At 68.1% G+C, this 17,583-nt stretch carries 18 protein-coding genes; 2 read left to right on the top strand and 16 right to left on the bottom strand.

The window, feature by feature from the left end:
• Nucleotides 1-70: 70 nt before the first annotated feature.
• The 15 genes from ACRRSS_RS07195 to ACRRSS_RS07125 all read right to left on the bottom strand — a co-directional run bounded on the left by ACRRSS_RS07195 (nucleotide 71) and on the right by ACRRSS_RS07125 (nucleotide 12,479).
• Nucleotides 71-304: a ferredoxin gene (locus tag ACRRSS_RS07195; RefSeq protein ID WP_435970386.1), complete on the bottom strand. Its 234-nt coding sequence runs from the start codon at nucleotides 302-304 to the stop codon at nucleotides 71-73.
• Nucleotides 304-1,776: an aldehyde dehydrogenase gene (locus tag ACRRSS_RS07190; protein WP_435970385.1), complete on the bottom strand. Its 1,473-nt coding sequence runs from the start codon at nucleotides 1,774-1,776 to the stop codon at nucleotides 304-306. The genes ACRRSS_RS07195 and ACRRSS_RS07190 overlap by 1 nt, the downstream gene beginning before the upstream one ends.
• A 130-nt stretch (nucleotides 1,777-1,906) precedes the next feature.
• Complete coding sequence (locus ACRRSS_RS07185; protein ID WP_435970384.1) at nucleotides 1,907-3,172, bottom strand: tyrosine-type recombinase/integrase; 1,266 nt, start codon at nucleotides 3,170-3,172, stop codon at nucleotides 1,907-1,909.
• An 83-nt stretch (nucleotides 3,173-3,255) separates the two neighbouring features.
• Nucleotides 3,256-3,477 (bottom strand): helix-turn-helix domain-containing protein, encoded by a 222-nt coding sequence (locus ACRRSS_RS07180; RefSeq protein ID WP_435970383.1) that lies wholly within the window; start codon nucleotides 3,475-3,477, stop codon nucleotides 3,256-3,258.
• 486 nt (nucleotides 3,478-3,963) lie between these two features.
• Nucleotides 3,964-5,436: an ATP-binding protein gene (locus tag ACRRSS_RS07175; protein WP_435970382.1), complete on the bottom strand. Its 1,473-nt coding sequence runs from the start codon at nucleotides 5,434-5,436 to the stop codon at nucleotides 3,964-3,966.
• A 1-nt stretch (nucleotide 5,437) separates the two neighbouring features.
• Nucleotides 5,438-6,313, bottom strand: coding sequence for a DNA primase (locus tag ACRRSS_RS07170; protein WP_435970381.1), 876 nt, complete (start codon nucleotides 6,311-6,313; stop codon nucleotides 5,438-5,440).
• Between the two features lie 89 nt (nucleotides 6,314-6,402).
• Nucleotides 6,403-6,591, bottom strand: coding sequence for a hypothetical protein (locus ACRRSS_RS07165; RefSeq protein ID WP_435970380.1), 189 nt, complete (start codon nucleotides 6,589-6,591; stop codon nucleotides 6,403-6,405).
• Nucleotides 6,592-6,816: 225 nt separating this feature from the next.
• Nucleotides 6,817-8,979 carry an FtsK/SpoIIIE domain-containing protein gene (locus ACRRSS_RS07160; protein WP_435970379.1) on the bottom strand — a complete coding sequence of 721 codons (2,163 nt, stop codon included), beginning with the start codon at nucleotides 8,977-8,979 and terminating at the stop codon, nucleotides 6,817-6,819.
• A gap of 90 nt (nucleotides 8,980-9,069) precedes the next feature.
• Nucleotides 9,070-9,258: a hypothetical protein gene (locus ACRRSS_RS07155; protein ID WP_435970378.1), complete on the bottom strand. Its 189-nt coding sequence runs from the start codon at nucleotides 9,256-9,258 to the stop codon at nucleotides 9,070-9,072.
• Between the two features lie 15 nt (nucleotides 9,259-9,273).
• Entirely contained in the window at nucleotides 9,274-9,477 is a 204-nt protein-coding gene (locus ACRRSS_RS07150; RefSeq protein ID WP_435970377.1) for a DUF6257 family protein, read from the bottom strand.
• Between the two features lie 77 nt (nucleotides 9,478-9,554).
• A complete protein-coding gene (locus tag ACRRSS_RS07145) occupies nucleotides 9,555-9,935 on the bottom strand; it encodes a DUF6251 family protein (protein WP_435970376.1) in 381 nt (126 codons plus the stop codon).
• A 213-nt stretch (nucleotides 9,936-10,148) separates the two neighbouring features.
• Nucleotides 10,149-10,487: an RRQRL motif-containing zinc-binding protein gene (locus ACRRSS_RS07140; RefSeq protein ID WP_435970375.1), complete on the bottom strand. Its 339-nt coding sequence runs from the start codon at nucleotides 10,485-10,487 to the stop codon at nucleotides 10,149-10,151.
• Nucleotides 10,484-11,620 carry a conjugal transfer protein gene (locus tag ACRRSS_RS07135; protein ID WP_435970374.1) on the bottom strand — a complete coding sequence of 379 codons (1,137 nt, stop codon included), beginning with the start codon at nucleotides 11,618-11,620 and terminating at the stop codon, nucleotides 10,484-10,486. The genes ACRRSS_RS07140 and ACRRSS_RS07135 overlap by 4 nt, the downstream gene beginning before the upstream one ends.
• Nucleotides 11,617-12,213, bottom strand: coding sequence for a hypothetical protein (locus tag ACRRSS_RS07130; protein WP_435970373.1), 597 nt, complete (start codon nucleotides 12,211-12,213; stop codon nucleotides 11,617-11,619). The genes ACRRSS_RS07135 and ACRRSS_RS07130 overlap by 4 nt, the downstream gene beginning before the upstream one ends.
• Complete coding sequence (locus tag ACRRSS_RS07125; protein WP_435970372.1) at nucleotides 12,213-12,479, bottom strand: DUF6284 family protein; 267 nt, start codon at nucleotides 12,477-12,479, stop codon at nucleotides 12,213-12,215. Before ACRRSS_RS07125 ends, ACRRSS_RS07130 begins: the two co-directional genes overlap by 1 nt.
• Before the next feature lie 494 nt (nucleotides 12,480-12,973).
• On the opposite strand from ACRRSS_RS07125, the gene ACRRSS_RS07120 reads away from it, so the two are divergent.
• Together ACRRSS_RS07120 and ACRRSS_RS07115 are read left to right on the top strand one after the other, a co-directional pair.
• Nucleotides 12,974-13,840, top strand: coding sequence for a winged helix-turn-helix domain-containing protein (locus tag ACRRSS_RS07120; RefSeq protein WP_435970371.1), 867 nt, complete (start codon nucleotides 12,974-12,976; stop codon nucleotides 13,838-13,840).
• Nucleotides 13,830-14,519 (top strand): HAD family hydrolase, encoded by a 690-nt coding sequence (locus tag ACRRSS_RS07115; RefSeq protein ID WP_435970370.1) that lies wholly within the window; start codon nucleotides 13,830-13,832, stop codon nucleotides 14,517-14,519. The genes ACRRSS_RS07120 and ACRRSS_RS07115 overlap by 11 nt, the downstream gene beginning before the upstream one ends.
• A 139-nt stretch (nucleotides 14,520-14,658) precedes the next feature.
• Here ACRRSS_RS07115 and ACRRSS_RS07110 read toward each other — a convergent pair whose 3' ends face one another.
• Nucleotides 14,659-17,409 (bottom strand): nSTAND1 domain-containing NTPase, encoded by a 2,751-nt coding sequence (locus ACRRSS_RS07110; RefSeq protein WP_435970369.1) that lies wholly within the window; start codon nucleotides 17,407-17,409, stop codon nucleotides 14,659-14,661.
• Nucleotides 17,410-17,583 lie beyond the last annotated feature (174 nt).

The following is a 17,583-nucleotide window of genomic DNA, read 5'->3' as shown; positions in this document are numbered from 1 at the left end:
CGGATCAGGGCTGTTCGCCGCCATTCGGCCACACGTCACGGAAGAGGCACACCCCCGGCACGTCCCCTCCTCACTCCTCCGGCGGGAACACCGGCTCCCCGCCGTCCGCGAGGGTGATCAGGATGGCCTCCACGGGGCAGCCCTCGGCCGCCGCGAGCAGGGCCTCGCCCGCGTCGGCCTCCGGCTCGCGCGGATGGGACTGGCGGGCCGTGTCGAGCCGGAACCCGTCCGGGGCGTGGTTGACGCACATGCCGGAGCCGATGCAGACGCTCCGGTCGACCTCGACGTGCCAGCGGTCCCCCATCAGACCCCGCTCCCGGGAGCCTCGTACCCGCCGGGCAGGTGGATCATCTTGTGCTCCAGGTACTCGCCGAAGCCCTCGGGGCCGAACTCCCGCCCCAGTCCGGAGTTCTTGTAGCCGCCGAAGGGGCCGAGCATGTCGAGGCTGAAGGTGTTGACGTTGAAGGTGCCCGTGCGCACGCCCCGGGCGAAGTCGATGCCGTGCTCGACGTCCCCGGTCCAGACGCTGCCGCTGAGCCCGAAGTCGGAGTCGTTCGCGATACGGAGGGCCTCGGCCTCCTCCCCGTACGGCAGGAGACAGATGACCGGGCCGAAGATCTCCTCACGGGCGATCCGCATGGAGTTGTCGACCTCTCCGAAGAGGGTCGGCTCGACGTACCAGCCCCGGTCGAGCCCGGCCGGACGTCCTCCGCCGGACAGGACCTTGGCGCCCTCCTCCTGGCCGATCCGGATGTAGTCCAGCGAACGCCGCTGCTGGCGGCGGGCGACGAGCGGCCCGACCTGGGTGGCCGGGTCGAGCGGATCGCCGACGACGAGCGCGCCGGCCGCCGCCGCGAAGGCCTCGGCGATCTCCTCGTACCGCGAACGCGGCGCGAGGATGCGGGTCTGGGCCACGCACGCCTGGCCGTTGTTCATCCATGCGGCCGGGACGATCCCGGCGACGGCGGTCGCGAGATCGGCGTCGGGCAGGATCACGGCGGCCGACTTCCCACCCAGCTCCAGGGTGACGCGGGTCAGGTTGCGGGAGGCGACCTCCATGACCCGCTTGCCGGCGGCGACCGATCCGGTGAAGGAGACCTTGTCGACGCCGGGGTGGCCGACGAGGTACTCGCTGACCTCTCGGTCGGCGGGCAGGATGCTGAGCACGCCCTCGGGCAGCCCGGCCTCGGCGGCGATGTCGGCGAGGATGTACGAGTCGAGGGGCGACTCCGGCGACGGTTTGAGCACCACGGTGCAGCCGGCGAGCAGCGCGGGCCCCAGCTTGGCGGCGGCGGTGAACTGCGGCACGTTCCACGGGACGATCGCCGCGACGACCCCCACGGGCTCGCGCCGCACGAGCAGCGGCCCGAGGACGCCACCGCGCCGCTCCTCGTACCCGAAGTCGCGGGCGACGGTGATCGCCGCGTCCCAGACCATCATGGCGCCGAGCGCCTGGGCGAGGACGGACCAGGAGTACGGGGAGCCGTTCTGCGCGCTGATGGACCGGGCGATCTCCTCGTGCCGGACGGCGATCGCGTCCTTGATGCGGCTGACGACGGCGATCCGCTCCGCCACGGACATCCGGGGCCAGGGCCCCTCGTCGAACGCCCGCCGGGCGGCGGCGACGGCCCGGTCGACATCGGCCGCGGAGGCGTGCGGGACGCGCCCGATGACCTCCTCGGTGTGCGGGGAGACGACCTCGATGACGTCCGGGCCGAGCGGGTCGGTCAACTCCCCGCCGATGAACAGCTTTCCGTGCTCCACAAGCTCGGTCATGACCGCCGCCTCCACGAGGAGAAGATTTCCTGACGCTGCCTCAGAACTGATACCAGTTCTAGTTATAGGGAGCAATGCCCCGGACAGAATGGGCCCCCACCAGCCGTTTTGCGACTGGTGGGGGCCCCTGTCATGCGGCCTGGGCCGTCTCTGGGCCGTCAGCCGCTCCGACGGCCCGCCGATACATGTCGTCGACGGCCTTCCGGGTGCGGCTCTCACTGCTCGGCATGAGGTGCGTGTAGACCCGCAACGTGAACCCGGGGTCGGCGTGCCCGAGGTACCCACTCAGGGCCTTGATGTTCTCCCCCGCGTCGAGCAGGACGGAGGCGTAGAAGTGCCGGAGCGCGTGCATGCCGTCCTCGCGCGACTCCTGGGGCCGCTCCCCCGGCTTGGGCTCCGGAAGGACGCCGGCCGCCACCAGGGCGGGCTTCCAGGACGCGGTGTTGAAGTAGTGCCGCCCCACCGCCTTGCCCTCCTCCGTGGTGAAGAGCAGCCGCTTGGTCACGGGCGGCCCGTCCGGCGTCTCCCACGGCAGCGTGACGTCCTCGGGCGGGAAGCGCTCCATGTGCGCCGCGAGCGCACGGCCCACGTGCTCGGGCAGCGGCACGTCGCGCACCTTGCCCCTCTTCGGCGGCGCGAAGACGGCCCGGCCGCCGATCATCTTCACCTGCCAGCCGACGTGCAGCCACCCGGTGAGGAACCCGACCTCGTCCACAGGAAGTCCGAAGATCTCGCCCTGCCTCAGCCCGCAACCGCCACCGACGTCGGTCATGGCGCGGTAGTGGGCCGGGAGCGCGGAGCGGACGGCGAACACGCGCTCAGCGGTCCATGGCCGGACGCGGCCCGGGACCGCCGCCGGCGCCTTGACGGAGGCCGCGCGGCAGGGGTTCCGGGAGATCAACCGGTCGTCGAGCGCGGCGGTGAAAACGGCCGAGACATTGGCGAAGATGACACGTCGGTAGGACGCGGCCAGACCGGCGTCTTCGAGTTTCCGCGACCACTCCCGGATGTGCTCGGCCTGGAAGGACCCGAGCGGTCGGGCCCCGAGGTGCGGGTAGGCATGCAGCCGGAGTCGGGACTCGGTACCCGTACGCGTGGCGATGTCGGTCGTCTGCGCGGCGACCCACCGTTCCGCGTACTGCTGGAAGGTGGTGCGACCCGCCTTCGGGTCGATGAACTCGCCCCGAGCCATGTCCGCCTCAATACTGGTCAGCCACTGTTCGGCCAAGCGCTTCTGCCGGTCCGGGAAGCTCTTCGACTTCTCGGTGCCGTCGGGGCCGATGTACCGGGCCCGGTAGCGGAGGCCGGTGCCGTGACGATCGGTCTTGACCCGCCGCGTCTTGCCGTCCTCCCCCTTCTCGTCCTTGAACCAGCGGTCCTGGATGTGGCCTGCCATGCGATGGTGCCTTCCCGAGAATGCCCGTGGGGGCGGGGCGTCCGGGCCCCGCCCCCACGGAACGGATGGATCAACTGTCGGACTCAGGCGGCGAGGTCGGCCACCATGCGCTCACGCGTCCACTGCTGGACGGCGGCGGGGTCGTAGCGGACGTGCTTGCCGACGCGGAAACCGGGCGGCCCGGTGCGCTTCCTGCGCCACTGGTAGACGGTCTCCAGGGGCACTTCGAAGAGTTCGGCGATGTCCACGGGGGTGAGGTAGCGGTCCGGGAGTCCGGCCCGCAGGGTGGTCACGGCGGATGCCATGGCGGCTCTCCTCTGTCGACGGAAGGGCGGGATGCCGGTGTCGTGGGTGTCTCGGAGCGGGCGCGTGTGTCCGAGGTCAGGATTTCTGCGTCACCGCGTCATCCGCGTCACCAATGCCACTTGACCTGCGATTTTTGGGTGACGCAGAGGCCGTCGGCCTGTGTCACCAGTGACGCAGGCGTCTGTCACCGGTGACGCGGGTGACGCGGGGTGACGCAGGATTCTGGGCTCTGCGTCACCCCTGTCGTCCCAGCTCAGGGGCGGTTTCGGGGCCGCTGGTGACGCAGGTGACGCAGCGTTTTCCACTTAGGAAAAAGAGAAGGGGGTGTCCGTGTTGTGGTGCGCCTTCGAGCGTGAAGAAGGAGCCGCATTCGCGGCCCGTCCATCGGGCGGCGGCGGCGCCGCCGAACAAGCAAGAGGAGCACCCGGCGCCGGGGCGAGGCGTGCTCCTCTTGCTTGTGCGCGAGCGGTCGCGGTGGCGCGGGCTCAGAACATCGGGGACTGCTCGTCGGCCGGGGACGCGGGTCGGGTCAGCTCGATGTAACGGGCGGTCTTGCTACGGCCCCAGTCGACGACGACGCCCCGTGCGGCGAGGACGGGCTGAAGCCGCTTGAGGCGGTCGGACAGGACCTTGCCGGTGGTGGGCCACCCCTTGGGCAGGGGGCGGAAGTCCTCGCCGCTGTAGAGCTGCGTGAGGCCGTGCAGCCACTCGGCGGACGTCATACGGACGGCGGTGCCGGGGTCGATGCCGTCGGCGTGCTTGAGGACGGTCTGCGCGAGCAGGTCGCCCTCGATGACGTCGTCGTTCAGGTCGTCCAGACTCGCCCGGTAGGCGTCCAGCGCGCCCAGGCTGGTGGCGGCGTCGAGCTGCGCGCACAGGTGGGCGAAGTCGGCCATCCGCAGGTCGGTCGGGATATCCGCGTCCGTGGCGCGGACCTTGACCGCGAGGTCGAGCAGGGACCCGAGAATCACGGGCAGGACCTCCTCGAACTCCGCCCACAACTCCGCTTCCGTCCGCCTCACCCGGGGACGCTCCAGACGCAGCGGGAGGAGGCGTTCGGCGAGGTCGGGGCGGATGACGCCGACGTCGATCCCGGTCAGCAGCAACGGCCGGCGGTAGCGGCTGCGGACGACGTCGCCGTCGGTGAACAGGGCCCGCTTGATGGTCTCGGCGCCGGTGACGATGCAGCACATCAGGTCGGACAGATCCGGGCCGAGGTGGGAGAGGTTGTCCAGCGCGGTGACCCATCCGGCGGCGACGGCCGTGATCAGGTTCTCCTCGTCCTTCGGGGCCCGCCGGAGGTCGCCGCTCATGCCCTCGATGATCCGCACCAGCATCCGGCCGGCGGTCGACTTCCCCGCGCCCTGCGGGCCGGTGAGGAACGGGGCCGGGACCGGTGCGGACGGCCCCAGGCAGCCGACCAGCCACGCCAGGGCCAGACTCTCGCCCTGCACGCTGGCGAAGTTGCACAGCCGCATCAGCAGGTCGATGCCCTTGCCGTCGGTGTCCTTGACCGGCAGCGGCATCTCCCCGGTGAGCTGGGTGCGCCGCCAGCACACCTCACGCGGGTCGGGGACGGTGATGTCCCACCCGTTGGGGTGGATGCGGACGGACTTCCCGTCGTCCCGCCCCAGGTCCAGCCAGGTCGCGCCGTCGAAGCCGGGGGCGACGCGGATGTGGGTGGGCTGTACGTCCTCGGTGAGCGCGAGCGCTTCGATCAAGTCCAACGCCTCCTTGAGCGCGGTGCCGTTGAATACGCCGAACCCGTCGCGGAACAGGCCGACCATGAGTTCCTGCCGGTGGCTGCCCGTCGTCCCCTGCGACCGGATCGGCCGGGCCACGGGGTGGCCGTTCTTCTGCGCGTACACGGTGCCGTCCACGGTCCGGAAGTACCGGAAGTGCTCCTGCGCGTAGTCGGTGATGACCTGGCGTGCCGGGTTCTTCTCGTCCTCGGACATGTCACATCCCCAGAGCCGTGCGGGCGTTGGACCACGCGTCCGCGCAGTGCCGGGAGGACTCCCCCTTGGCCTGCGCCACGGTGAACAACCGGCCGACGTGCCTCTCGGTGAGGCAGCCACACCGACCGTGCGCGGACAGCACCGCGAGGAACGTCCGGTACACCGTGGCGTGGACCGCGCTGCTCGCGTTGGTGATGCGGTCCTCTGCCATGGCGATGCCCCGCTCCAGATAGGCGGGCGAGCGATGCGGGCACTGCCCACCACCGGCGGGCGCGGCCAGGGTGACTGCGCGCGCCGCCGGACGGGCCACTGCGGGTTTCGTCATGGCCAGCGCGCGCACGACGTCCGGGAGGGTGGTCATGTTGCCGGTGCCGGGGCCGCGCCAGCGTACGTAGGACTGGGTGGACTTCAGGTCGACTCCGTCGCGGATGTGGTTCACGGATCGCGTGGTGCCGCTGTAGATCCAGTGCTCGCCGCGCGTGGTGGCGACGGTGCGGGTCGGGGGGAGGGTGGTGCGGGCCCAGTCGACGGCGGCGACGTGGTCGAGGTCGACCACGGTCACTCCGGCGCCCCCGGGGTGGTAGGCGACGGCCCCGGCACGGCGCCACGCGGCCTCCCAGAGGGCCGAGGAGAGGATGGCGGGGTCGGTGGTGGCGGCGGCCCAGCCGTGGCAGGGACGCGGGCACTGGCAGGGGCCGGGGGTCTTCATGTTCGGCCGTCCGCCACACGCGTTCCCGGTGCAGTCCGGGCAGTTGCCGAACGGCCCCTTGTCGGCCCGCAGCGGCATCACCGGCAGACCGCCGGCCGCCAGCGACAGAGCCACGTTGAGGGGGTGACCGGTCCGGACGTCTCGCCGGATCGGGAGGGTATGAGTCATGCTGGATGTCTCCAGTTCTCTAGCGGTACTGGTTGCGAGGGCGGCCCCGGCTTTGGCGAGACGGGGGCCGCCCTTCGTGCTGTCGAGGGTCAGAGGTTGGAAGCGGCGTCGATGAGGCTTTCGGCGAGGCGGTTGATGGGTCCGGCGGCGCCGGTGGAGGCGAGGAAGAACCCGAACATGACGGCGGTGAAGGCGGCGCCGGGGCCCAGTTCCTTGGAGCGGAGGAGGAAGAAGAGGGCGAGTCCGAAGAGGAGGACGAGCGAGACGGTGATGACCACGGGTCAGTGACTCCCTGGGTGTGGGCAGGCCTCTTTAGGGGCCTGTGAGGGCCCGGCAGGGGGGCGGCCACGGCCCCCTTTACCGGCATTACCTTGCAGGTCAGGGGCCCTTACCACCCCCTTGACCGGGGTAAAGGGCCCCCGCTACTTCCGGGCCCCTCCGGGATGTGCGGGAGGGGCCGGTTCCGGGGTGGTGATCGAGGGGTGGGGTAGAGGGGGACCCCTCTACCGTCCGGCCGACAGGAGGATCTCGGCGGGCACGGCGGCTTCGATGTCGCGGCGCTGGTAGCCCGCGCCGTTGGAGCCGCTGATCTTGACCTGCTTGCTGGTGCGCTTCACCCCGGCGGCTTCGAGTGCGGCGGCGAGGGCTTCGGCGTTGTAGTCGCCGTAGGTGTCCTCGTCGATGTTGACGAGTCCGGCGAGCAGGTCGGTGGTGAACATGCGCGGGGAGTGCCGCATGACTTCCAGGACGTCGGAGACGATCGGCGGAACGGTGACGCCAGCCGCGTCGGCGGCGGCGGTGACGTCCCCGGCGGCGTCGCCGGTGAGCTGCCCGGCGGCCTCCCGCAGGGCGCGCCCCTTGCGGCACAGGGCGGCGAAGCTCGTGCCGTCGAGGTAGTCGGCCCGGACCGTCACGTACGACGCCGGGCCGGTCACCAGGACGCCCACTCCCTTGTGCTCCTCGGAGAGGACCGACGCGTCGGCTCCCTGCGCGGCTTTGCCCTTGCCGAGGACCATGTCGCTGGACGCGCGGTCGACGACCTGGGTGGAGTAGCGGATGGTGATGATCTCCCGCAGCTTGGTCGGCACGGAGTCGGCGTCGGGTCGCTGGGAGGCGAAGTTGGAGATGAACCCGGCGGCAGGACCGCGTCGGGCGATGCGGCACAGGTCGTTGATGACCTGCTCGCGGTCCTCGCGCTCCATGGCGGTGAAGTACTCCTGGAGTTCGTCGATGGTGACGAAGATGACCGGGAGGTTGTAGCGGGCGACGATCTCCGGGGTGAGCTTGCCTTCCGGGCACACCGATGTCGGCAGGTCCCGGAGCAAGGCGAAGCGGCGTTCCATCTCCGCGAGCAGCTCCGCCAGCATCGCCTTGAGCGCGTCGATGGCGTCGTCCTCGGCGCCCATGACGAGCCGGTGGGCGACGGCCTTCATCGGCATCCAGTCCGCGCCGCCCTTGCCGTCGGCGACGTAGTGCCTGACGTAGGCGTCGAGAAGTCCGGCGGCGGTGAGGAGCCGCTGGGTGAAGGTCTTGCCCCGGCGGGGCAGGCCGCCGAAGAACATCGACTGCCACATGACCGGGACGCTGATCCGGGTGCCCCGGGCGTCCTGACCGAAGGGGACCGGCTCCCAGATGGAGAACGTCTCGGCCTTCTCCAGCGGCGAGGGGTTCGGGGTGCCGAGGTAGGGGTCGTCGTCGGACACCCACATGGAGACCCGTCCGGCGTTGCCGCCGTTGACGGCGCGGACGCGGGACATGATGACCTGGATCTCGTCCACGCCGAGTTCCTGCGCGATGACCTCGCGCTTCGCGAGGACGTCGGAGGCGGTCTTGCCGCCGCCCCGGGGCATGTCGAAGATCACCGACCAGCCACGGCCGTCGCGGACGGGGCCCATCGTGCACGAGACGCGCGGAAGGTCCTTCTCGTCTTTGCCGCCACCGCTTTTCAGGAGGCCGGCGGCCCGCAGCGCGTCGTTGAGCTGCTGCGCGGACATGTCCACCCGGATCGGCGGCGCCGCCTGATCCAGGAGGCGCGTCTCTTCCCCGCGTCCGAGGTGGGCGAGGGGGATGGTGACGGCCCCGGCGATCGCGGCCTGCAAGAGCGGGTCGGCGAGCATGATGCCGGTCGCGGCAGCGGCGACGCCGACGGCGGCGATACCGAACCGCCACTTGCGGGTGCGGGTGCGCTCCGCGTACGCGGCCTGGTGGCGGGCCGCGAGGTCGATGTCCTCCGGCCGCAGCTTCGACTGCGCCCGCAGCGCCTTCACCGTCGCGGACTGCTCCTGCGCGGACAGCGTCGGCCACAGTCCGACCGCCGCCCGGTAGAAGCCGCGGGCCGCCAGGAGCACGGTCTTGAACAGGTACTTCGGGGTGCGGACGGAGTGGTAACGGGTGCGCCACCAGGCGAGCCGTCCGAGAGCGGCGACGTTCTCGCGGATGGACTTCGGCGAGCGGGCCCACACCGGCAGTACCGGGGTGTCGGGCACGGTCAGCCAGTCGGCGAGCGGGTTGCCGGGCAGGTCGACGACGTCGACCCCCGCGCTCCCCTCGCTGCTGTCCTCGGCGGGGGTGGGGGGCTTGTCGAGGACTATCGTCGGCGTCTCGGTACGGGCGGCGCGGTGTTCGTCGAGGCGGACCACGGTCGCCTCGCTCGCGGGCTCGGTCATGATGGGTGTCTCCCACTGCTCGAAAGGGCGGTGAAGGGGCCCGGGGACGGCGCGGATTCCTTGGCCGGGACGGCCGTCCCCGGGGCACAGCTACATGCGCTTGGGCTTGAGGGTCACCGAGGTGCAGGGCCGGTAGCCAGCGGCCTCAACCGCCTCAATGACGGCCTCCCGGGCGATGTCCTCGCTGTGGGAGACGACACGGCCGCGATGCGTACCCAGACGCCCCTTGCTGTCGGTCGCCTGAACCTTGAACTTCCAGATCACTCGGGGGGTGCTCATTCCGGCTCCCTTCGGCTACTTCTTGGTGGCGTTCTTCTCGGCGCGCTCGCGGGCACCGTCCAAGAGGCGGTCGACCTTCTTCTCCAGGTCGCCCTGGTAGACGGTCTCTCCGGCCAGTCCCCGCTTGGCCATGCGGCCGACGTACCAGGCGAACTTCGCCTTCTCGCCGGTGGTGAGCGGGGGGTGCTTCGGGTCGTACTCGGTGTTCTTGCTGGTCATGACGTGGTCCCTCTCCGGGGCCGGGGCTGTCCCGGCTCCCCTCACCGCCCGTACGTGTCGGGCGGATCGGGCAGCCGTCAGCGACGGCGCTTGCGCGTCTTGGCCAGGGTCTTGGCGGCGGCCTTGCCGTCCGGGCCGCCGACCGACTTCACGACCGTGACAACGCCCCACGCCATGACGGCGGCGAGGAACGCGAGCAGGGCCAGGTTCGCGGCGATCGCGGTGAGCGCGCCGACCAGGAGGGGGCCGAAGTAGACCCCGGCGGCGACCGTGCCGGCGCCGATGCCGGAGCCGAGCGCGATCCGCTGAACGGTGCGGTCCGGCGGCGCCTGGTGGATGTGCTGATGGACTACCTGCGGGCCGCTGAACGGGGCCTGCGGGGCGGGGAGGTGGTCGGCGTAGGTAAAGGTGCCGTCGGGGAGCCGGATCACGGGGGCGGGCTCGGGAAGGTTCGACATGGGTTCTCCCAGGTCAGTCATGGCCCGCTACAGTCACGGGCCATGGGGGCTCAGCAGAGGCGTACGAAGCCGTGCAAGTGGTGCGGGCGGCAGCTCGTGTACCGGTCGTGGTGGCGTTCACGCCGGTACTGCAACCGGTGGCATCAGGTGCGGAAGTGGATTGCGCGGATCGTCGAAACGGTCGGCGAAGCAGCCGGGGCCTGACGGCACGGCTCACGCGGCCGCAGCGTCGGGGTAGGCACAGGGGGTGCACATGCCGAGCGAGGGCGGGATCCGGTATCCGGCGTCCCGACCGCACTCGGGGCAGATCCGGCGAGCGGCGTTCGCCTGTTCCAGTGCCGCCCACCTCGCGGGGGTCATGGGCCGGACCGGGGCGGCGCGGTCGATCCGGTAGAGGTAGGCGACCAGCGGTGCGCGTCGGCGGCGGGGGCGTTCAAGCTGGGCCACGACCGGCTGACCGGCCGGTCGCAGACCCAGTTCCCGGAGCTGCCGGAACGTCGCCAGTCCCTCCGGGGCCAGTCGCCACCGGTACACCGGGACGGGGCCGCTCACGCGGCTTCACCGCGCTCGCCCTTGAGGGTGTCGCGCAGCCAGCGACCCTTCTCCGGCGAGGTCCGCAGCGCCTTACGGATCCCGTCGGCGGTCAACTGATCCACCGGCCACGACTCAGTCAACTGACGTGCTTCGGAGAGCAGTTCATCCTTCGTGCGGCGCGGCTGGACCGATCGGGCGACCTGCGGAACACGACCGGTCGCCCGGCGACGCGGCGACTGGTCGGCGGCGACCGGCCGGACCACCGCCCGACCGGTCGACTCCCCCGGCGTGGGCTCAGGGACGGCGGTGGTGGGCTCTTCCTGCCCGATCGGGTCGGGGTCGACCGGAACGGGCTCGAGGGCCGGTACGGGCAGGTCAGAGGTAGACCGTTCCATCCTGCTCTGTTCCGATTCCTCCGCATTCGCGGGGTAGATCGGTCGGGTGGGCCGGTCTACCTCCAGTTCGACCGTGATGTCATCGACCGGTCCGGCGGTCAGGGAGGGTGTGGCTGGGACGCCGAACATGTCGGCGAGTGCCGCGTCGGCTCCGGCGGTGACTCGCTGCCGCTGGACGTCGAGCAGCCGATCGCCCAGCACGATGTCACCGGCGCCGACCTTCCGCGCGAGCTTCCACGACGTGCGTTCCGACTTCTGCCGGATCTTCTCGTCGGGGTGGTTGGCGGCGCGGGCCCGGTGGTAGGCGAGGGCCTGCACGATCGCTGCCGCGTGCGCTTCGGCTTCGGCGTCGCGGCCGTCGCGGTAGACCACGATCCGGCGGGCGAGGAACGCGGCGCCCTCGGCGGAGGCGGTCATACCCATGGGGGTGATGGCGTAGATGACGATCTCGCCGGGGGTCTTGGCGGCGGTGACGGACATGGCGGACGCGGCGGCGGGCAGAGCCCACAGCCCCGCCCGGATCGCCCGGGGCGAGGACTGCCCCAGGAGCGTCAGGCCGAGCAGCACGATCGCGAGAACGGCGGTCGCGCCCTCACCGGCCGCGACCGCGCCGACCGCCGTGCCGGAGCCGAACGCGGCCTTGATGTTGGTGTAGGTGCCGTACCCGCCGGCGCCTCCCGTGGCGAGCATCGGGACGAACGCGCCACCCAGCACGACCTTCTGGAGCCTGCTCAGGGGTTTGCCGGTGGCGTTCATGCGGTCCCCCCGGGCAGCGGCGGGTTGGTCAGGCCGGTCATCGCGGCGATCTCGTCGCCGGTGAGCTGGGTGTGATCGTTCATGGCGCGGGCGACGGTGCGGATCTCGCGCCACAGGTGGCCGATGCGGCGGCGGGCCATGCCCCGGACCATGCCCCAGGACTTGCCGCCGGCCGGAACGTGGTCGCGGCCGATCCGGTGGCCGAGGTCGGCGAGGACGTCGATGGCCTGCTCGCGGTCGTGGTCAGCGGCGCAGGTGACGGCCCGTTCCGGCGTCCACAGCCCGTAGGCCATGAGGTACTGCACGTTCGTGATCTCACCGGCGGCACACGTCGCCGCGAAATGCCACGGGGAGGCGTGGCGGAGTTCGTAGGCGGTGTACCCGGTGACGGAGTACCGGTCGGGCTCGGGGAACCAGGCGATGACCTCGCTGGACACCACGTGGGAGCCGTAGGCCATGGCGACGACGGCGTGACCGGCCTCGTGGAAGGCCGACCCGAGCCGGGCTTCCTCGTAGCCGAACGGCACCTCGCGGGTGGGGCGGGGGTTGCCGCGGTGGTCGAGCAGCAGTTCCGGAGCGGGCGCCGTCGTCATCACGCGGCACCGCCCGACAGCGTCAGGCCGGCGCGGTTGGTCAGGTCCCGGCGCGCCGCCATGACCCGGTTGCGGGCCCGGCGGATGCGCTGGGTGTCCAGCTCCGTGGCCGGGCGGTCGATGGTCATGATCTGCGCGTCGAGGAGGTCGACCTCCGCCAGGATCAGCGGAATCTCCCTCTCGATCGCGTCCAGCTCCGCGTCCGACGGCTCACCGTCGAACGGGGTGGCCGTAACAACGGCCTGAAGTGCAGCGATGGACAGCATTGGGTGTGTTCCTCTCAGACAGGAACGGCCCGAAACGACCCCCCGGTGCGCTAACACCGGGGGGTCTCGCCGTTAGAACCAGAAACTCCGGCTCCCCTCAGCCCCGCCCGTACGGCACCCCGCGAACGGGGCCCGGACCGGCAGGGGAGGCAACCGGCCGCAGCATCCGCTGCGACTGAGTGCGGTACTTCAGGTGGTGCAGGTGTCTCGCCTTCGGGAACACGAGCTCCCGGCTTAGGCATGCGAGACGGTGACCTTTCGGTCTCGCCCTCCGGTTGACCAGGGATCCGGGGCCCTCAGCCCCGTCTCTCAGGGGCTCCTTGTCGCGCGAGTGCGCCCCTGACCTGCGTCTTGACGACACAGCACTACCGTTCAGCCTGACTCACTTGGCTAGCCCGGTGGACACAGGAAGAACATAGCCAGCATGGCTAGTCACGTCAATAGATGGCTAGCCATGCTGCCCAAATAGTCAGGTTCGCCGTACCATCGAGGGCATGACCTTTGAGCTTGAGCCGCTGGACCCGGACGACGACCGACCGCCGTACGAGCAGGTGGCCCGCAGCTTGGGCGCGGCCATCCGCACCAGGAAGCTGGGCCCCGGGGAGAAGCTGCCGTCCCACGCGAAGCTGACCGAGCACTACGGGTTTGCCCGCGCCACGATTCAGCGCGCGCTGCGAGACCTGGAGGACGAGGGACTCGTCGTCTCCCGCAAGGGCAGCGGCGTGTTCGTCCGACACCGCACCGAGCGGCCGGCGGGCCTTCGGCCGTACGTCGAGCAGGCATTCGCCAGCCGGAACGTGACGATCGACTTCGCTGGGTTCTCCAGCGAAACGCTCCACGGCGCCCTACAGGAGCCGCTCGACAAGATCCGTACCGGACGACTGACGCCATCTAGCATTCGGATTCGGATCCTCGTCCCGGACATGTCTGTCCCCCAGGCAGCACCCGTGCGCCGTGAGGACTGCGGCGACGATCCCCGGCTACGGGCACGCATGCACGACATCATGGTCGGCTACACCCGGAGCATCACGGACTCGATCAGCGAGCTAGAGCACCTGGGCCTCGTCCAGGAGGGCAACGTGGGCGTGCGTGTTCACAGCGGCACGCAGTTCTTCAAGCTCTACGTCGTCAACAAGGTTGACGCGTTCTTCGGCTACTACCCGATCCGACCCAACAAGGTGGTCGCACAGGGGGAAGCCATCGAGATCTACGACCTGGTGGGCAAGGACACCATCCTGTTCCACCACTCCCTCAACGACGGCGACTCGTCCAGCGGCGCCCAGCAGGTGGAGCAGGCACAGATGTGGTTCGACAGCGTGTGGGAGACGATCGGACGGGAGACCACCACAGATGCACTCTGACGCACTGACCAACACGCTCGCCGACTATGACGCGATCCTCTTCGACTTCGACGGCCCGATCTGCCACGTCTTCCAGGGGCTGCCCGCCCCGGGGGTCGCCAAGGACCTATCGGCAGTGCTCGCCACGCTCGCCCCGCATCTCGCCGACGCGGCCCACTCTACGGACGATCCGATGGTCGTTCACCAGCTCGCACGCGAGGGCGGGCGGGATGTCCTAGCTGCCGTCGAGGCGGCGCTCACGGACGCGGAGGTTCGGGCTGTCGGTGTCGCTGGTGCCCCGACGGGCGGGGCTGTTGAGGCCATGGCGGCGGCACGCTCTTCGGGGCGACGCGTAGCCATCGTCAGCAACAACTCCGCCGACTGCGTGCACGCCTACCTTTCAGCGCAGGGACTCTCTGGAGCCGTCGAGGCTGTGGTCGGTCGACCGATCCTGCGCCCGGACCTCATGAAGCCGTCGCCGCATCCTCTGCTCGAAGCTGCGGCGACCCTCGGTGTATCCCCGCAGCGTTCGGCGCTGGTGGGCGACTCCGTCACCGACATCGAGGCGGCACGAGCGGCGGGCACGGGCAGTATTGGCTTCGCCAATAGGCCCGGCAAGGAAGAGGCTCTCGCTTCCGCCGGCGCGGGTGCAGTGGTCACCGCCATGCAGTGCATCGCACGCGCCTTCACGGCACGCTAGCTGGCTGGCTGGCTGGCTGGCAGCGAGTCAGCCCGGTAAAGACCTCAGCTACCTCATCAAGGCACGAGCTGTGCACGGCGCGTGCGGCCCCACGCCCAAGCTCTGCGTTCCCCCTACTGAAAACCGGGTAGGCGGCCGCCTACCAAAGCCGTTCCGCCGCCCCGTGCCGCACTTGCACACCAGCAGCCTTCGCCCACCCCTTGACCTGCTTGCCCACTAGCTCGACGGTCCCTGGAGCCCATTGCACGTCGTACGCCCTGGCAATAACCGAACCCAGGACTTCATGCTTGGCACCTGGATCAGATCTCAGAATAGAGATGGCTTCCTCCATACCTGGCCTCTGAACCAGACTTTCCAACAACTTTCCCGGAATCAGATCACCTGATGCAGTCAGAGGGGTCATTTCATTCAGAGTCACCCGGCCAACATAATCAACATCAACGACACGTAGGACCACAAGCTCCTGAACTGCCCGCGCCCGCGAATCGCGGCCACCAGTCAACACCTCCACACCCGAATGAATATCCTTTAGCACCGTGATCGCAGGCCCAGGAGTCTTCTTAGGGAACACCCCTCTACCTGCAGATCTGTACGGAAGGCCTTCAGCGAGAAGAACAACCGTTGAGGGTTCATTCTCATCCATCAACGTCAGCGATTGCGATTCTAGGCGTGCAATACCAGCATATTCGAACCATTGCGCAAATGATTTGGCGTAGAGCCCCCACGTCTTTTCGCTAGCTGCGACCGCTGGGAATGCGCGAGGCAAGGCTCGGGCGAAGGAAGCAAGTTGCACATCATTCCCGTGTTGATCCACGAGCCTGGACAGGGTTGAATGAGCCCTGTGACGCCTCAACGCCTTTGCCACACGTCTCCGTAGGTGCTCCTCACGATCGACTGCTGCAAAGAATTCATCCACCAAACGGATGCGTGTAGGCTCGTAAGCAATTACACCGAACATTCGTAGATCGCGACTGAGATTATAGACGACGGTCTCAGAGGTGCTGAGGTTAGTTGCCAAGTCCGAAACTGCAGCATTTCCACCGAGGCCGATAACCTCCCTCACCAGCCGACCTACGGAAGCCGGAGAGACGCGAAGGATGAAGGATTCCTCAATAGGAATAGTCCCGTGAACTAGAAAGTCGCGGAAAATATCCCAATAGGTGTCAAGCTTTTCTCCAACTTGCACAATAAGGCGCCTATTGAGAAGGGTCTGAACTACCTCGGTTGGAACGATTTCCATCGCTTCCGACACGGGCATGGGCGCGTATCGAGCAATCTGATAGATTCCTTCACGCTCATTCGGGCCAAGCTCAGAGAGGTCCTTCTCGAAGAGGCTCTGGACGTTGAGAGCCTCACTGACGAGCTGCGACTGCGTCGCTCCACTCGAAACTTCTCGAAGAACGTGACCAGCCAGCTTCTTAAAGAGCCAGGGGAGCCCCTGTGAATACTCGCGGAGGCGTTCCTTCAAATCTCTCACAAGTTTGGCGCCCAGCTGCTGCTCCAGCTTCCTGAGCAACGTATCCACTTCGCTAGGGCCAAGAGGGGAGAGCTGAATCACTCTAGCATTCGAGCGAATTTCATCCCTCAGTCGGTACGGATGCGCTTCAGTCCACCCAACCAGATCGGTTTTCCAAGCGAAACCAATACTCAGAGGGCCATTTAGTTCGTGAACCCCTAGCGCGAGATTGCGAAATTCACGGGTTAGCAACTCATCGTTAAAGATATTCTCGAACTGATCGAAAAAGACGACGACAGGCCCACAGTTCGCCTGCCAATCAGCCGACTTAAGCGTTTCAAGAGCGCTCCCCAGGCTAGCCCAAGAAGCCCCTTCCTGAATCTTTAGGAGACCACTCCTTTCTGCCTGCTTCGCCGCCTTCCGCAAGGCTCTTGCTACATATTCCCGACTTGCCGCCGTACGGGTATCGAATACCACGCAAATTCCGCCAAGCTTTCGTGCGGACTCTTTCACGCGCAAGGCGAGCGAACTCTTCCCCCAGCCCGACTGGGCATTTACGACGACCACCGATGAGCCACGCAAGAGGATTTCTTCAATCTCAGAAACCACCTTTCTCCGGCCGACGAAGTACTGAGGTGACGCTGGCAGTTGGTACTCGAAGTCTGATTCGCTCCCCCGAACTTCAACGATGACAGACTCTTCTTGCTGCGGTACGGCCTGAACTGCGGGATGTGGATCGCGGGACCGGGCATCTCTTACATTCGCCCCACCGGCGAAATCCGAATGCCTAATGAGGTCAATTGCGATGGCCGGAACTAGCCCCGCATGAGCCCATACGATGACCTCTACAGCAGTCCTAGTGTCCGGATCCAAGGACTTTAGGCAGGAATAAACACCATGCTCGGTAACGACGATCGCTGGATCGGAGACGATCAAAGATCGAAGCCGCTCTGGAGGCGGCGCAGTCAGTCCCGCCTCTCGGGCGACCTGCGCCGTAGCATCGGCATTTAGGTAGCGGAAATGCGGATCGCGAGACTCAATTGTACGGGCCTTTTCTGCTCCCGGCTGAGTTGTTCGCGGGAGCGCGAAAAAGAACCCATCGAGCCCACTGTCATCCTGCACAAGACGCTCGGTATTCAACTTTCCATAGAATGCGACGAGTTCTTTGGCTGAAACCGGAGACGAATACGCCTTACACTCCACAATCGCTCTACGGCGTGTCAGGCGGTGCGTGGCAGTGACGTCAATTTCAATTCCGTCTGACGTTACATTCATGTTTTCCGAACGCGGCTCTTCATATCCCAGGCGCTCGAGAATCTTTGCGATAAATTTCTCAAACAAATGCCCTCTGGCATTAGCTACCGCTGATGGCGTCTCCCCTTCCGCGAGGATGACCATCTGCGTTTCCTGGACCACCACGCTGGATGCCTGCATCTCAAGATGCTAACGAGGCGGGGTCCGTCCTGGGACTGGTTTCACAAGATCGACTCGGCGAGAGAGACCGCAGCCGCCGAAGGGCAGTTCCGCACAGTTGTTCAGCTTCGCGCCCCGACCTTGCCGGCGATGCGGGCTGCCCCGCCCGGAAGCCTCCCGCAGCGAGCAGGGGGG

It is taken from the genome of Streptomyces sp. Qhu_M48 (genome assembly GCF_051305195.1).
In the GTDB taxonomy this organism is placed as follows: Bacteria; Actinomycetota; Actinomycetes; order Streptomycetales; family Streptomycetaceae; genus Streptomyces.
This window is presented reverse-complemented; position numbering and strand designations above follow the sequence as displayed.

Coding starts and splice junctions, on each gene's coding strand:
- ACRRSS_RS07195 (WP_435970386.1), bottom strand. CDS start 304: ATGGGGGACCGCTGGCACGTCGAGGTCGACCGGAGCGTCTGCATCGGC.
- ACRRSS_RS07190 (WP_435970385.1), bottom strand. CDS start 1,776: ATGACCGAGCTTGTGGAGCACGGAAAGCTGTTCATCGGCGGGGAGTTG.
- ACRRSS_RS07185 (WP_435970384.1), bottom strand. CDS start 3,172: ATGGCAGGCCACATCCAGGACCGCTGGTTCAAGGACGAGAAGGGGGAG.
- ACRRSS_RS07180 (WP_435970383.1), bottom strand. CDS start 3,477: ATGGCATCCGCCGTGACCACCCTGCGGGCCGGACTCCCGGACCGCTAC.
- ACRRSS_RS07175 (WP_435970382.1), bottom strand. CDS start 5,436: ATGTCCGAGGACGAGAAGAACCCGGCACGCCAGGTCATCACCGACTAC.
- ACRRSS_RS07170 (WP_435970381.1), bottom strand. CDS start 6,313: ATGACTCATACCCTCCCGATCCGGCGAGACGTCCGGACCGGTCACCCC.
- ACRRSS_RS07160 (WP_435970379.1), bottom strand. CDS start 8,979: ATGACCGAGCCCGCGAGCGAGGCGACCGTGGTCCGCCTCGACGAACAC.
- ACRRSS_RS07155 (WP_435970378.1), bottom strand. CDS start 9,258: ATGAGCACCCCCCGAGTGATCTGGAAGTTCAAGGTTCAGGCGACCGAC.
- ACRRSS_RS07150 (WP_435970377.1), bottom strand. CDS start 9,477: ATGACCAGCAAGAACACCGAGTACGACCCGAAGCACCCCCCGCTCACC.
- ACRRSS_RS07145 (WP_435970376.1), bottom strand. CDS start 9,935: ATGTCGAACCTTCCCGAGCCCGCCCCCGTGATCCGGCTCCCCGACGGC.
- ACRRSS_RS07135 (WP_435970374.1), bottom strand. CDS start 11,620: ATGAACGCCACCGGCAAACCCCTGAGCAGGCTCCAGAAGGTCGTGCTG.
- ACRRSS_RS07130 (WP_435970373.1), bottom strand. CDS start 12,213: ATGACGACGGCGCCCGCTCCGGAACTGCTGCTCGACCACCGCGGCAAC.
- ACRRSS_RS07125 (WP_435970372.1), bottom strand. CDS start 12,479: ATGCTGTCCATCGCTGCACTTCAGGCCGTTGTTACGGCCACCCCGTTC.
- ACRRSS_RS07120 (WP_435970371.1), top strand. CDS start 12,974: ATGACCTTTGAGCTTGAGCCGCTGGACCCGGACGACGACCGACCGCCG.
- ACRRSS_RS07115 (WP_435970370.1), top strand. CDS start 13,830: ATGCACTCTGACGCACTGACCAACACGCTCGCCGACTATGACGCGATC.
- ACRRSS_RS07110 (WP_435970369.1), bottom strand. CDS start 17,409: ATGCAGGCATCCAGCGTGGTGGTCCAGGAAACGCAGATGGTCATCCTC.